Origin of the sequence: Mesorhizobium sp. AD1-1 (assembly GCF_020164655.1) — a bacterium.
Classification (GTDB): domain Bacteria; phylum Pseudomonadota; class Alphaproteobacteria; order Rhizobiales; family Rhizobiaceae; genus Mesorhizobium; species Mesorhizobium ciceri.
The window spans coordinates 205,498-219,384 of sequence record NZ_JAIUGP010000009.1 but is presented as its reverse complement, the minus strand read 5'-3'; the positions used below and the strand labels follow the sequence as shown (position 1 = coordinate 219,384).

Below are 13,887 nucleotides of genomic sequence, written 5' to 3'. Positions count from 1 at the left end.
ACATGCGACTGGCCGGCAAATCCGCGCTGATCACGGGTTCGGCCCGCGGCATCGGCAGAGCCTTCGCCGAAGCCTATGCCGGCGAAGGCGCAACCGTCGCCATCGCCGACATCAATCTCGAGGCTGCGCAGAAGACCGCCGCAGAGATTGGCGGCAAGGCCTATGCGGTCAAGCTCGACGTCACCGACCTCGCCTCGATCGAGGCGGCAGTGAAAGCCGTCGAGACGAAGACCGGTGGCCTCGATATCCTGATCAACAACGCCGCCCTGTTCGACCTGGCGCCGATCGTCGAAATCACCAGGGCAAGCTACGACAAGTTGTTTTCCGTCAATGTCGCCGGCACGCTGTTCATGTTGCAGGCAGCCGCCCGCTCGATGATCGCGCGAGGCAAGGGCGGCAGGATCATCAACATGGCGAGCCAGGCCGGACGGCGCGGCGAGGCGCTGGTCGGCGTCTATTGCGCCACCAAGGCCGCCGTCATCTCGCTGACCCAGTCGGCGGGGCTCGACCTGATCAAGCACCGCATCAACGTCAACGCGATTGCCCCTGGCGTCGTCGACGGCGAGCACTGGGATCATGTCGATTCGCTGTTCGCCAAATATGAGAACCGGCCGAGGGGCGAGAAGAAGAAACTGGTCGGCGAGGCGGTGCCGTATGGCCGCATGGGCACGGCACAGGACCTCACCGGCATGGCTGTGTTTCTCGCCAGCAGCGACGCCGAATACATCGTCGCCCAGACCTACAATGTCGATGGCGGCCAGTGGATGAGTTGAGGGCGGGGGACGGCCTCTGCTCCTCGTCCCTCCGCGGGGAGCAGAGGCCGACTTCAGCGGGCGCGTAGCAAGTGCCACCCCTTATCCTCTCCCCGACGGGGAGAGGAGCGTAACGAAGGCCGAAACCCGGCCAAAGGGTAAAACAGATGACCGTGAAACTCTCGTCCTCTAACCTTACCAAGCTGCCCGCCAACGTCGCAGGTCCGAAGTATGACCGCGCGACGCTGAAGGCCGGCATCGTGCATTTCGGCGTCGGCAATTTCCACCGCTCGCATCAGGCCGTCTATCTCGACGATCTGTTCAATGCGGGCATCGGCCATGACTGGGCGCTGATCGGTGCCGGCGTGTTCGACGGTGAAAAGATCGGCCGCGCCAAGCTGGAAGAGCAGGACTGGCTGACCACGGTGGTCGAGCAGGACTCTGGCCATATGAATGCCCGTGTGACCGGCGCGATGATCGACTTCCTGAGGCCCGGCTATGCTGCCGCTATCATCGAACAGCTTACCGACCCGGCGATCAAGATCGTTTCGCTGACCATCACCGAAGGCGGCTACTTTATCGATCCGGCTTCCGGCGTGTTCAACCCGACCCATCCCGACATCGTTGCCGATGCGCAGCCCGGCGCCACGCCGAAGACGGTGTTCGGCATCATTCTTGCCGGGCTGGTGCGCCGCCGCGATGAAGGCACCGTGCCGTTCACCGTCATGTCGTGCGACAACATTCCCCACAACGGCCATGTCACCTCGGATGGCGTCATCGGCCTGGCCCGTTTGATCGACGAGGATCTGGCGAACTGGGTCAGCGAGCATGTCGCCTTTCCGAACGGCATGGTCGATCGCATCACGCCGGCCACCACCGACCGCGAGCGCGGCATCCTGGCCAAGGATTTCGGCCTCGAGGACAACTGGCCGGTGTTCTGCGAGCCGTTCCGGCAGTGGGTGCTGGAGGACCATTTCACCGATGGCCGGCCGCCGCTGGAAAAGGTCGGCGTGCAGTTCGTCAAAGACGTTGCGCCTTATGAACTGATGAAAATCCGCATCCTCAATGGCGGCCATGCAGCGATCGCCTATCCGGCCGGCCTGATGGACATCCATTTCGTGCATGAGGCGATGCAGGAGCCGCTGGTGAGCGGTTTTCTGGCCAAGCTCGAACGGGAAGAAATCATCCCGACGGTGCCGCCGGTGCCGGACACGGTTCTGGAAGACTATTACCAGCTCATCGAGAGCCGCTTCTCCAACCCGAAGATCGGCGACACGGTGCGCCGGCTCTGCCTCGACGGCTCCAATCGCCAGCCGAAGTTCATCATCCCGACCATCGCCGACCGGCTGAAGGCTGGGAAAAGCGTCGCCGGCCTGGCGCTGGAATCGGCATTGTGGTGCCGCTATTGCTTCGGCACGACGGACAGCGGCGCCGTCATCGAGCCCAACGACCCGAGTTGGGACCGGCTACAGGCGACGGCAAAGGCAGCAAAGGACGCTCCCGCCGCCTGGCTCGCCATGGAGGACATCTATGGCGATGTCGGCCGCGCAACGGCGTTTGTCGAGGCCTTTGCCCATGCGCTCAACGTGCTGTGGGCGAATGGCGCGCGCGCCACGCTGACGCGCTACCTCGCCGGCAAGCTCTGAGAGCCATTCTCGGCCATGACGCCTGAACTGGTCATTTTCGACTGCGATGGCGTGCTGGTCGACAGCGAGGCGCTCTCCGTCTCGGCGCTGCTCGGCATGGTCAGGCTTGCCGGCGGCAGCGTCAGTGAGGATGCCGCCTACGAGCATTTCCTCGGCAAGAGCATGAAAAGCGTGCGCGAGATCCTCGGCCGCGACTTCGGGCTCGATATCACCGACCTGCACCTGACCGAGATGCGCGTCGAATTGATGCGCAAATTCCGCGAGGAGCTGAAGCCGATCGCCGGCGTCAAGAAGATGCTGCCGAAGCTTGGGCTGCCGTTCTGTGTCGCGTCCTCGGGCACGCTCGACCGCATCCGCTACGCGCTCGACGTCACCGGATTGCTTGGGCTGATGGAACCGCACCTGTTCAGTGCCACCATGGTGGCCAAGGGAAAGCCCGCGCCGGACCTGTTCCTGCATGCCGCCGCCAGCATGCGGGCCCATCCACGCAAATGCCTCGTCATCGAGGACAGCCCGGCCGGCATCATTGCCGCGCGGGCGGCGGGGATGCGCGTGTTTGCCTTCACCGGCGGCTCGCATGCCGGCAACCCGACCTTGAAAGCGCGGCTTGCGTCGAGTGAACCGGACTTTATATTCGCTGACATGCTGCAATTGCCCGATCTGATTGCAGGCCCGGGAGCGAGAGACAGAGCATCTTGACGAAACAGTTCGTTTGCGCGGTCGATGTCGGCACCGGGAGCGCTCGCGCGGGCATTCTCGACACCAACGGCACCTTGCTCGGCCGCGCCGAGCGGCCGATCGCCATGAACCAGCCGAAGCCCGATCACGCCGAACATGATTCGCGCGATATCTGGTCGGCCGTCTGCGCCGCCGTGCGCGCTGCCCGCGAAAAGGCCGGCATAGCTGCCGAGGAGGTCGTCGGCATCTCCTTCGATGCCACCTGTTCGCTGGTGGTGCGTGACCGGCAAGGCGGCCAGCTCAGCGTCTCGACCACGGACGACAAGCGCTGGGACACCATCGTCTGGCTCGACCACCGCGCCATCGCGGAGGCCGACGAATGCACGGCAAGCGGCCATGCCGTGCTGAATTACGTCGGTGGCGTCATGTCGCCGGAAATGGCGACACCGAAGCTGATGTGGCTGAAGCGCAATTTGCCGGAGACCTGGAATGAAGCCGGCTATTTATTCGATCTCACCGATTTCCTGACCTGGCAAGCGACAGGTTTGCTGGCCCGCTCGCAATGCACGCTGACCGCCAAATGGACCTATCTGGCGCATGAAGAGGCCGGCTGGCGGCGCGACTTCTTTGCGCTCGTCGGCCTCGGCGATCTTTTCGAGCACGGCAATTTGCCGGAAAAGGCCAGCCCGGTCGGCGCTTATATTGGCCAACTGACCGCCCAGGCAGCGGCCGAGCTTGGGCTGAGCGAGAAATGCCGGGTCGGCGCCGGCGTCATCGATGCCTATGCCGGTGCGCTTGGCGTGCTCGGCGGCTTTGCCGGCGACCAACAGGACATCGGCCGGCATTTGGCGCTGATCGCCGGCACGTCGAGCTGCGTCATGGCGATGTCACCGGATCCGCAGCCCTTCGCCGGCGTCTGGGGTCCCTATTACGGCGCGGCGCTGCCCAGGCTGTGGCTGTCGGAAGGCGGCCAGTCGGCGACCGGCGCCCTGCTCGACCACATCATCCGCTGGCACGGCGCCGGCGGCGAGCCGGATGCCGCCATGCATGCGAAGATCGCCAGGCGTGTCGCCGAGCTGCGCGCCACCGAGGGCGACAACCTTGCCGCGCGGCTGCATGTGCTGCCCGATTTTCATGGTAACCGCTCACCGCTCGCCGATCCGCATGCCGTCGGCGTCGTCAGCGGGCTGACGCTGGACTCCTCCTTCGACAGCCTGTGCAAGCTCTACTGGCGCACCGCCGTCGGCATCGCGCTCGGCGTGCGCCACGTGCTGGAGGCGCTGAACGAGAACGGCTATCTGATCGATACGCTGCACGTCACCGGCGGCCACACCAAGAACCCGCTGTTGATGGAGCTCTATGCCGACGCCACCGGCTGCACGGTGATCGAGCCGCTGGCCGACGAGGCGGTGCTGCTCGGCACCGGCATGATCGCCGCCACCGCGGCCGGGCTGTTTCCCGACCTCAACGCGGCCTGTCTTGCCATGCAGCAAGGCGGCAGGAAGCGCGCGTCGAACCCGAAATCATCAGGGCGTTTCGACCGCGACTACAAGGTTTTCCTCGAGATGCACCGCCAGCGGCGGATGCTGGACGCGATCCGCTAGAGCATCGGGGCCGGTCCCTGGCTCAATCCGTTCCCGTCCCTCCTCTCTTGCCTTCATGTCGCGTTTCGTCCAGAAGCTGACGCAAACGCCGCGAAACCGAAGGTTTTGCCGTTTGACATGCGGCTTCCGGCTTTAATGCCGACGCGCCGTAGCTGGAAAGAGCGGAACAATGTCTGCGATCGAAGCCGGCGCTCGCGCGCCGGAAAATCTTTGGCGTCAGGAAATCAGGGCGACGCTGGCGCTCGCCTGGCCGATGGTGCTGACCAATCTCGGCCAGACCGCGATGACGGCCACCGACGTCATGATGATGGGTCGGCTGGGGCCGGATACGCTGGCCAGTGGCGCGCTTGGCGCCAACCTCTATTTCATGCCGCTGATCTTCGGCCTCGGCCTGATGCTGGCGACATCGCCGATGATCGCCACCGAGCTTGGCCGCCGCCGCTATTCGGTGCGCGACCTGCGCCGCACCGTGCGCCAGGGCCTGTGGCTGGCGATCCTGATCTCGATCCCGATCTGGCTCGTGCTTTGGCACGGCGAAGGCATTCTGCTGGCCATGGGCCAGGAACCGGCACTGGCGCATCAGGCCGGCATCTATCTGCGCTGGCTCGAATGGGCGGTGCTGCCCTTCTACTTCTATATTGTGCTGCGCTCGTTCATCTCGGCGCTGGAGCGGCCGGGCTGGGCGCTGGTCATCGTCTTTGTTGCCGTCGCCTGCAATGCCTTCTTCAACTGGGTGTTCATGTTCGGCAATCTCGGCGTGCCGTCGATGGGCATTGCCGGGTCGGGCCTTGCCACCTCGCTGTCCTCAACGCTGATGTTCATCGGCCTGGCTGCCGTGGTGATGCTGGAGAAGAAGTTCCGCCGTTATCGTCTGTTCGGACGGTTCTGGCGATCGGACTGGCCACGCTTCAAGGGCCTGTTGCGGCTCGGCCTGCCGATTGCCGGCATTCTCGCCTTCGAGGTGACTATCTTCAATGCGGCCGCCCTGCTGATGGGCCTGATCGACGCGGATTCGCTGGCCGCGCACGCGATCGCCATCCAGATCGCCTCGATCTCCTTCATGGTGCCGCTTGGCCTCAACCAGGCGGTGACGGTGCGCGTCGGCCTTGCGCATGGCGCCGGCAATCCGCAAGGCGTGTCGCGCGCCGGCTGGACCGCCTTCGTCATCGGCGTTTCCTTCATGGCGCTGATGGGGCTGGTGATGATCCTGTGGCCGCATCCGCTGATCAGCGCCTTCATCGATCTGAGCAATCCGGCCAATGCCAGGGTGATCGAACTTGCCGTGTCGTTCCTGGTCTTCGCGGCGCTATTCCAGGTCTTCGACGGCGCCCAGGCGGTGGCCGCCGGCATGCTGCGCGGCCTGCACGACACCAAGGTGCCGATGATCTATGCCGCGATCGGCTATTGGGGCGTCGGCCTGCCGCTTGGGGTGCTGCTCGCCTTCCATTTCGGCCTGCATGGCGTCGGCATCTGGATCGGCCTGTCGACGGGGCTGGCCGTGGTGGCCGCGCTGCTGCTGGCGCGCTGGCTGCGGCGCGACCGACTGGCGCCGCCGCTCGCGTTCGGGCATTGAAACAGGACGGTTGGGCTCGGCGGCTGTTGTCCTGTGGACGTTGGCTCATTGAACGACGTCTTCAGAACTCCCTCGAAATCCGGCGCCGCGCTGGAGGCGGTCAGAATGTCGGCGGCGTGTTGACCCAGAGGATGCGGACCGTGGTCGAACCGATATTGCGGTAGCCGTGGCCGAGTTCGGAGTTGAAATAGAACGCGTCGCCTGCCTCGAGCGCCACCACGTTCGCCTCGACCAGCAATTCGACGGAACCTTCGAGCACGTAGCCGAACTCTTGTCCCTTGTGGCTGATCAACTCGGGGCTGCCGCCGCCGGCCTCGATCACATGAACGTTGATCTGCAGCAGATATTCCGGACCGGACGGCACCAATTGCTCGAGCACGACATGGTTGCCCGAACGCCGATGTCCCGTCTCCATGTGCGGACGCTCGTTCTGCCGCAAAACGAACACTTCCGAGGCATTGTGCTGCAGCGTGCCGAACATCGCGTTCATGTTGATGCCCAGCGCCTGCACCAGCCGATGCAGAGCCGCCATCGAGGGCGTCGCCCGGTCGTTTTCGATCTTCGAGAGATAACCCTCTGTCAGCCCGATGCGGGCGCCGAGCTCTTCCAGGCTGAGGCCAAGCACCTGTCTGGCATGGCGCAGCTTGACGCCGATCCTCGGGGTTCCGTTTCTGTCGCGCATGTCAGGTCCGCGTCTTCATCCAGTCCGCCAGCTTCGCCAGCAGGAAATCGACTTCCGCCTCGGTGTTGTAATGAGCCAGCCCGATGCGGACGACACCGTTGCGGTCCGCAAGCCCCAGCCGCTTGATTGGCTCCAAACCGTAATTGTGACCGTGCCAGAGATAGATGCCTTCCTCTGCCATCGCCTTGGCGATATCGGCGGGATCGGTTCCGTCAACGGTGATCGACACGGTAGGCACACGGCGCGCCAGCGCCGCCACATCGGATATGCCCTGGATCAAGACGCCATCAATTCTGGACAATCCGGCAATCAGCCGTGCTGTCAGGACACGCTCATAACGGTCGGCGACTTCAATGCCGGCGACGATGCGCTCCCGCCGCGTCGCCTGCGGGTGGACGTTGCCGAAGGACTGTCCGAGCCAGGCATAGTGCTCGACGGCGCCAAGCACCCCGGCAAGCGCCTCGCGGCTTGTCGTTCCCGTCTCGAATTTTCCAGGTGGCGTATTGGAAGCCGCGCGCACCTTATAGGCGGTCAGCGCCTGCAGCAGATCGAAACGGCCCCACAACACCCCGTGATGCGGTCCAAAAAATTTGTAGGCCGAGCAAACCAGGAAATCACAGCCGATCTCCTGGACGTCGATCACCCCATGCGGCGCGAACTGCACCGCGTCGATATAGCTCAGCGCCCCGATCGCGCGGGCGCGCTGCGCGATCCGCTTCACGTCGTTGATCGTGCCGGTAACGTTGCTGGCATAGCCGACGGCGACCAGCTTGACGTCCTCGTCGATAGTCGCCTCCAGCGTCGACAGGTCGAGTTCGAAGGTTTTTGGATCGAGGTCGATCCAGCGTACTTCAAGCCCCCGATCCTCCGCCAGCATCAGCCAGGGTGCGACGTTGGCGTCATGATCCATGCGCGTCAACACGATGGCGTCGCCGGCGTTCAGATCGCGGCCGATGGCGCGCGAGACGGCGAAAGTCAGAGTCGTCATGTTCTGGCCGAACACCACCTCGCGCCGGTCGGCGGCATTGAAGAAATCGGCCATCGCCTGATGCGCGTCGTCGACCATCGCCTGGGCCGCGAGTGAGGTTTCGAAATAGCCACCAAGATTGGCGTTGGTTTCGATCATGGCACGCGTCATACGCTCGATCGAACGGCTCGCCATCTGGGTTCCCGCGGGATTGTCGAAGAAAATCCGCTTCTTCGGCTCGGCACCTCTCGCCATCGCCGGAAAAGCATCGCGGACTGTATCTATATCCATGTCTGAATTCCGTGTCTGATGATCGTTGTGCGGCGGCCCCTCGACCGCCGCCAGCAGCGGCTTCACGCGTTCAGCCGGCCGCTTCATGGATGGCGACAGCGCGAGCCGGGAAGCCAGATCCGGCCTTTGGCTTTGGCCAGCTTGCCATTATCAACGCGCCGGCTTCGGGCACCTTGTCGAGATTGGCCAAGAGCTCGATCTGCCAGCAGTCGCGCGACAGCACATAGTATTCCAGGCTTGCGTCACCTGCGGAAGTGGCACGGCCGGGATCAGTGTCCATGCCCTCGTGCCCGATCGCAGCAACACCGCGGCGTTCCAAAAGTTCCTCCAGCACCGGCTTCGACCAACCCGGCGCATGCGAGATACCGTCGGCCGACTTGTTCCGAAATGCCACGGGGTCCGGCCAGCGCGGCCACCAGCCGGTGCGAAGTGCGACAAAACACTTTTCCGGGATACGGCCGTTCCGCGTCTCCCAGGCCGAAATATCGTCGAGCGTCGGCGTCGCGTCGGGATCGGCGGCGACCCTGTCGCTGATGTCGAGGATGACCAGCGGCAGAAGCATCTCCGCCACCGGCAGTTGGTCGATCGAGCGGCCGCCGTCGATGAAGTGCACCGGCGGATCGACATGGGTGCCCCACTGTCCGACGAAGGCGTAGTGGTGGACCTGGAAGGCATCGCCCTTCGAAAAATCGAGCAACGCACTGCGCTCCTCGTCCGGGAAGGCCGGGAAATGCGGCTGACCCGGATGAAACGCATGCGTCAGGTCGGTGAAGGTCGCGGCGGAGAGCCGCGACCTGTAGATGTCCCAAAGGGAGCCCGGAGTGGACAAGATCACGGCTCCGCGACGAAGGTCGGTGCCGCTTCACTTGCCAGGACAAGCTTGCCGTCCTTGACACCAATGACCGAGACCGACTTGTCCGGCACCGAAATGCCCGGGCGGTAGGTGATCGTGCCGGTCACGCCGTCGAGCCCGGACGTAGCGGCCAGCGCGTCACGGATCTTGGCCGGATCCGGCGCACCGGCACGCTTGATCGCGTCGGCCATCAGCTTGACCGAGTCGTAGCCGAGCGCAGCGAACGCGTTCTCCGGGGCATTGCCGACCGACTTGGTGTAGGCGTCGATGAAGGCCTGCACCTTCGGGGTGGCGCCCTCACCGATATAGGCGTGTGTAGTGAAGTAGGTGTCCTTGGCCGCGTCGCCGCCGACCTGGATCAGCAAGGGCGTGTCGTAGCCGTCGCCGCCGACCACCGGCAGGTTGATGCCGGCCTGGCGCATCTGCTTCAAGATCAGGCCGATTTCCTCGGCATTCGACGAGGCATAGACGAAGTCTGGCTGCGGCGACAGCGCCTTCAGCTTGGCGATCTGCGCGGTAAAGGTCTTGTCGCCGATCTTGTAGGTGTCGCGCTCCAAAATCTTGCCCCCGCCATGCTCGTAGGCGGTGACGAAGTAGTCCGACAGCAGCGTTGTGTATTCAGTGCCGATGTCGGTCAGCAGGTAGGCGGTTTTGCCGTTCAGCTTGTTCAGCGCAAATTCCGCGCCAACCGCAGCCTGAACGTTGTCGCCGAAGGCGGCGAGGAAGATCTCGTTGCCGAGCTGGCTCGGCAATTTCGGCGAGGTCGCGCCTGGCGTTATGAACGGTATCTGCGCCGTCTGGACCTGCGGTCCGATGGCCAGCACCGAGTCGGAATCGGCGAAGCCGATGATGCCGACGACCTTGTCGCTGTCGATCAACTGGCTGGCGACGGTCGAGATCGTCGTCGAATCGCTCTTGGAGTCGTAGATCACCAGTTCTATCTGCTGGCCGAGCACGCCGCCGGCGGCGTTGATTTCGCTCGCTGCCAGCTTGGCGCCATTCAGCATCGGACCGTCGAGCGAGGCCTGGATGCCGGTCAGGTTTGCCGGATAGCCGATCTTGATGGTGTCGGCAGCAAGTGCCGTGCTGGCCGAGGCAAGCGCGAAGAATGCGCCAAGTCCCAGGCCGATGGTACCGCGTCGAGTGAGTTTGATCATCGTTTTCGTTCCTCTGTCTGGTTCACCGTTGCCGATCTTTGGGTTGATCCGAACATAAGTTCCCGGTCCCCCATGATCCCCTTCGGCCGGAAGATCATGACTAGAATGAAGATGAAGCCGAGCACGATCTGGCTGGCGCCAAACAGGGCCGGCACCGCGAAATCGCCGATCGTGAAGCCGCGTTCGACCGAGCGCAGGATCTCCGACAACAGCGAAACGCAGATGACGCCGACCACCGCGCCGGTCAGGGAGCCCATGCCGCCCAGCACCAGCATTGTGATCAGACTCATCGTCAGCGCGAAGTAGAACGTGTTCGGCGAAAACGAGCCGAGATAATGCGCATAGAGCGACCCGCCGACGCCCGAGAAGAACGCGCCGATGACGAAGGCGATCAGTCTGGTCCGCAACACGCCGATTCCGACAGCGCTGGCCGCGATCGTGTCGTCGCGCACCGCCTTCATGGCGCGCCCGAAAGGCGAATAAACCAGGCGTGCCAGAACGAACACCGTGATGGCGAGCCAACCCATCACCCAGGGCAACGTCGTCTCCAGCGGCACGCCGGTAAACGTGCGGGCGCCTCGGGTGAAATCCGACGCATTGATCAGCACCACGTTGACGATAATCAAGAATCCCATCGTCGCCACCGAAACGAAATAGCCCGACAGGCGCATCAAGGGATAACCGACGACCACCGCAAGCAGTGCCGTCAGAACGCCTGCCACCAGCGTCGCCGGCAGGAAGGGGAGGCTGAAAGCATGCAGAAACCCCGGCAGATGCGGCAGCAGTGCCATCTTCTGCTGCACCGGGATCGACAGGATCCCCGAAATATACGCGCCGGCGCCGATGAAGCCGACATGACCGAGCGAAAACACGCCCGTAAAACCGTTGCTCAGCGACAGCGCCAGCACCAGGATTGCATTCAGCGCGATCAGCAGGATAATCCGGACGAAATAGTCGCTCAGCACGTGCGGCGCACCGAAAGCGACAACTGCTCCCGCCACCACGGCGACGAGGACGAGGAGTGTGATCCGCGCTTCCCGGCTCACAGCTTTATCTCCCGGTTTGGCTGGAGCAGCCCGCCCGGGCGCACCAGGAGAAAGGCGATCAGCACGGCGAAGACGATTGCGTCGCGATAAGACGAGACGCTGCTCGGCAGGAATGCGACGATGAAGATCTCCAGCGCGCCCAATATGTAGCCGCCGACCAGGGCGCCCGCGATCGACCCGAAGCCGCCGATGATTGCCGCCACGAAAGCCTTCAGGAGCGGCGTGAAGCCCATCTGCGGCTGCACCACGCCGGCCTGCGCCGCCCACAAAATACCGGCGAGGCCGGCATAGGCGGATGCGACGATGAAGGCGACGATGATCAGCCGGTTGACGTTCAGACCGACAAGGTGTGCCGCCGACATGTCCTCGGCTGCGGCGCGCATGCCGAGCCCAGTCGTGGTGCGCGTGATAAACCAGCCGAGGAGCAGCAGCGACACGAAGGTCAGCGCGATGGTCAGGAGATTGATGCTGGTGAAGGTGATGGCGCCGTTCGACATTTCCCAGGAGGTGTTGAGAATATCGGGGAGTGGAAAATTGCGCGGCGAGGAGGTGAACACCAGGATGCCGACATTCTCGATGATGTAGGTGACGGCGAGGCTGGTCAGCAGTCGCGCGACGTCGGGCGCGTCGCGGATCGGGCGATAGGCGATGCGTTCGATGAGGAAGCCGGCGACGGCGGCCGCGGCGATGCCGCAGATCACGGCGACCGGGAACGGAACGCCGATGCCGACCAGCAAGGCAACCCCGAAGGCACCTACCATCATGACGTCGCCATGCGCGAAATTGGTGAGCTTGAGGACGCCGAAGACGATCGACAGACCGACCGCCACCAGTGCGTAGAGGCTGCCGAGGCTCACCGCATTGACGATCTGCTGCAGGATATAGTCCAGCTGGGTCATGTTGCCGCCCCGAGATATGCCTGCGCCACGCGTTCGCTGTCGCGCAGTTCCGCGGACCGGCCAGACAGCGCCACCTGGCCCGTGCGCAGCACATAGGCGCGGTCGGCGAGGTCCAGCGCGAGCGTGATGTTCTGTTCCACCAGAAGCATCGTCATGCCCTGGCGCTTCAGTTCGGCAAGCGCGCTGAAGATGTGGCGCACCAGCAGCGGCGCAACGCCGAGCGAAGGCTCGTCGAGCAGCAGCAGGCGCGGCGCCGCCATCAGCGCGCGCGCCAAAGCAAGCTGCTGCTGTTCGCCGCCCGACAGCGTCCCGGCCAGCTGCTTCAGCCGCTGCTTGAGAATCGGGAACAGCATGAACATGCGCTCGCTGTCTCTGAGGATGGCATCCTTGTCGGTGCGGGTGCAGGCGCCGAGCCGCAGATTGTCAGCCACCGTCAGGCCGCCGAACAGGCGCCTGCCCTCCGGGCTCTGCGCGATGCCCAGACTTACGATGCGCGACGGAGCGACACCTCCAATCGGCTTGCCATCGAAGATGATCCTGCCGCCGCGCGGCCGCGACAGGCCGGAAATGGTGCGCAAGGTCGTGCTCTTGCCGGCGCCGTTGGCGCCCACCAACGCCACCACCTCGCCGGCATGGACGTCGAGCGAAATGCCCTTCAGCGCACGCACCGCGCCGAAATTGACCTCGAGGTTCTCGACACTGAGCAGAACGGGGCTAGGCGTGGCCAAGATACGCCTCCCGCACTTTCGGGTGTTCGCGTACCTGCTCCGGTGTTCCGACGCAGATCACCTCGCCAGTCGCCAGCACCTGGATGCGTTCGCACAGCGCCATGATCAGGTCCATGTCGTGCTCGACAACGACCACCGTTACGCCATAGCGGTCACGGATCGTCCGGATCAGCGCTGCCAACACCTTGGTCTCGTTGGAATCAAGACCGGCAGCGGGCTCATCGAGCAACAGCAGTTGCGGGCCGGTCGCCAACGCACGCGCAATCTCCAGCCGCCGCTGATCGCCGTAGGGAAGATCCGCGGCGACCCTGCCGGCCTGATCTGTCAGGCCCATGAGGTCGAGGAGTTCGTCGGCCTTCTGCCGGGTCGCGGCCACCCGCTCGCGATAACGCCGACCGCGCAGCACGGTATCGGCGGCGCCGACAGGATGGCGCAACTGCGCCGCCGTCAGCACGTTCTGCGCGACGCTGAGGCTGCCGAACAGGCGAGAGCCCTGGAAGGTGCGGGCGATGCCCATCGCGACGATCTGCGATGTGCGCAGGCCGACGATCGACCGGCCCTCCATCTCGATGCTACCGGAATTCGGCTGGGAGAAGCCGGTGATCAGGTTGAAAAGCGTGCTCTTGCCCGAGCCATTCGGCCCGATTACCCCAATGATTTCACGTTCGTGGAGCTCGATGGAATGATCACGCAGGGCAACTAGCCCTCGAAAGGCTTTTGTCAGCCCGACCGTCCTCAACAGCACTCGACTCGACTGTCTATCCACCCGCCGGTTTGCCCCTGTCCCTCGCCGCCCCGTTCGGCCCGGTCAAGCTTCAAATGGACAATTCGAACGGCAAGATGTCAAGTCCTATTCCCAAGAGGAAAGCTGTATGCCTGCCTCGGCTCGACCGTTGCCGCGACAGCACCGGCATCGATGCAGGGCCTGCAGTCCAGCGCGCCAGCGCTCGCTTCTCGAGCCTGCGCGCATAGTGCGTGGGCGCAAGGCACGAGACGAAGACGATCGGCGCC

Annotated in this window: 13 protein-coding genes; 5 read left to right on the top strand and 8 right to left on the bottom strand. The window is 64.0% G+C overall.

The features are described 5' to 3' along the window. Window positions 1–2 precede the first annotated feature (2 nt). The 5 genes from LB519_RS18725 (at window position 3) to LB519_RS18705 (ending at window position 6,253) form a co-directional block, all read left to right on the top strand. Entirely contained in the window at window positions 3–773 is a 771-nt protein-coding gene (locus LB519_RS18725; protein ID WP_013528417.1) for an L-iditol 2-dehydrogenase, read from the top strand. Window positions 774–919: 146 nt separating this feature from the next. Beyond that, the gene (locus LB519_RS18720; protein WP_224620844.1) at window positions 920–2,398 is read left to right on the top strand and encodes a mannitol dehydrogenase family protein; all 1,479 of its coding nucleotides are present in this window, start codon (window positions 920–922) and stop codon (window positions 2,396–2,398) included. 15 nt (window positions 2,399–2,413) lie between these two features. Next, complete coding sequence (locus tag LB519_RS18715) at window positions 2,414–3,097, top strand: HAD family hydrolase (protein WP_224620843.1); 684 nt, start codon at window positions 2,414–2,416, stop codon at window positions 3,095–3,097. Next, entirely contained in the window at window positions 3,094–4,680 is a 1,587-nt protein-coding gene (locus tag LB519_RS18710) for an FGGY-family carbohydrate kinase (RefSeq protein ID WP_224620842.1), read from the top strand. The genes LB519_RS18715 and LB519_RS18710 overlap by 4 nt, the downstream gene beginning before the upstream one ends. Window positions 4,681–4,849: 169 nt before the next feature. Continuing rightward, window positions 4,850–6,253 carry an MATE family efflux transporter gene (locus LB519_RS18705; RefSeq protein ID WP_013528421.1) on the top strand — a complete coding sequence of 468 codons (1,404 nt, stop codon included), beginning with the start codon at window positions 4,850–4,852 and terminating at the stop codon, window positions 6,251–6,253. Between the two features lie 100 nt (window positions 6,254–6,353). On the opposite strand, the gene LB519_RS18700 is transcribed toward LB519_RS18705, so the two are convergent. From LB519_RS18700 to LB519_RS18665, 8 genes are all read right to left on the bottom strand, one after another. Beyond that, window positions 6,354–6,935 (bottom strand): cupin domain-containing protein, encoded by a 582-nt coding sequence (locus LB519_RS18700; RefSeq protein ID WP_013528422.1) that lies wholly within the window; start codon window positions 6,933–6,935, stop codon window positions 6,354–6,356. 1 nt (window position 6,936) lies between these two features. Beyond that, window positions 6,937–8,193, bottom strand: a complete 1,257-nt coding sequence (locus tag LB519_RS18695) for a cysteine desulfurase-like protein (protein WP_013528423.1) — start codon at window positions 8,191–8,193, stop codon at window positions 6,937–6,939. A 70-nt stretch (window positions 8,194–8,263) separates the two neighbouring features. Beyond that, window positions 8,264–9,028 (bottom strand): cyclase family protein, encoded by a 765-nt coding sequence (locus LB519_RS18690; protein WP_395387669.1) that lies wholly within the window; start codon window positions 9,026–9,028, stop codon window positions 8,264–8,266. Continuing rightward, window positions 9,025–10,203, bottom strand: a complete 1,179-nt coding sequence (locus LB519_RS18685; RefSeq protein ID WP_013528425.1) for an ABC transporter substrate-binding protein — start codon at window positions 10,201–10,203, stop codon at window positions 9,025–9,027. Before LB519_RS18685 ends, LB519_RS18690 begins: the two co-directional genes overlap by 4 nt. Continuing rightward, complete coding sequence (locus LB519_RS18680; RefSeq protein WP_224620839.1) at window positions 10,200–11,249, bottom strand: branched-chain amino acid ABC transporter permease; 1,050 nt, start codon at window positions 11,247–11,249, stop codon at window positions 10,200–10,202. The genes LB519_RS18685 and LB519_RS18680 overlap by 4 nt, the downstream gene beginning before the upstream one ends. After that, a complete protein-coding gene (locus LB519_RS18675) occupies window positions 11,246–12,148 on the bottom strand; it encodes a branched-chain amino acid ABC transporter permease (RefSeq protein ID WP_013528427.1) in 903 nt (300 codons plus the stop codon). The genes LB519_RS18680 and LB519_RS18675 overlap by 4 nt, the downstream gene beginning before the upstream one ends. Then, window positions 12,145–12,876: an ABC transporter ATP-binding protein gene (locus tag LB519_RS18670; protein ID WP_013528428.1), complete on the bottom strand. Its 732-nt coding sequence runs from the start codon at window positions 12,874–12,876 to the stop codon at window positions 12,145–12,147. Before LB519_RS18670 ends, LB519_RS18675 begins: the two co-directional genes overlap by 4 nt. Further along, a complete protein-coding gene (locus tag LB519_RS18665; RefSeq protein WP_224620866.1) occupies window positions 12,863–13,621 on the bottom strand; it encodes an ABC transporter ATP-binding protein in 759 nt (252 codons plus the stop codon). Before LB519_RS18665 ends, LB519_RS18670 begins: the two co-directional genes overlap by 14 nt. Window positions 13,622–13,887: the final 266 nt, after the last annotated feature.

Bases quoted from the DNA above. Each gene is read 5' to 3' on its own strand.
- LB519_RS18725 (WP_013528417.1), top strand. From the start codon at position 3: ATGCGACTGGCCGGCAAATCCGCGCTGATCACGGGTTCGGCCCGCGGC.
- LB519_RS18695 (WP_013528423.1), bottom strand. From the start codon at position 8,193: ATGGATATAGATACAGTCCGCGATGCTTTTCCGGCGATGGCGAGAGGT.
- LB519_RS18705 (WP_013528421.1), top strand. From the start codon at position 4,850: ATGTCTGCGATCGAAGCCGGCGCTCGCGCGCCGGAAAATCTTTGGCGT.
- LB519_RS18715 (WP_224620843.1), top strand. From the start codon at position 2,414: ATGACGCCTGAACTGGTCATTTTCGACTGCGATGGCGTGCTGGTCGAC.
- LB519_RS18700 (WP_013528422.1), bottom strand. From the start codon at position 6,935: ATGCGCGACAGAAACGGAACCCCGAGGATCGGCGTCAAGCTGCGCCAT.
- LB519_RS18685 (WP_013528425.1), bottom strand. From the start codon at position 10,203: ATGATCAAACTCACTCGACGCGGTACCATCGGCCTGGGACTTGGCGCA.
- LB519_RS18675 (WP_013528427.1), bottom strand. From the start codon at position 12,148: ATGACCCAGCTGGACTATATCCTGCAGCAGATCGTCAATGCGGTGAGC.
- LB519_RS18720 (WP_224620844.1), top strand. From the start codon at position 920: ATGACCGTGAAACTCTCGTCCTCTAACCTTACCAAGCTGCCCGCCAAC.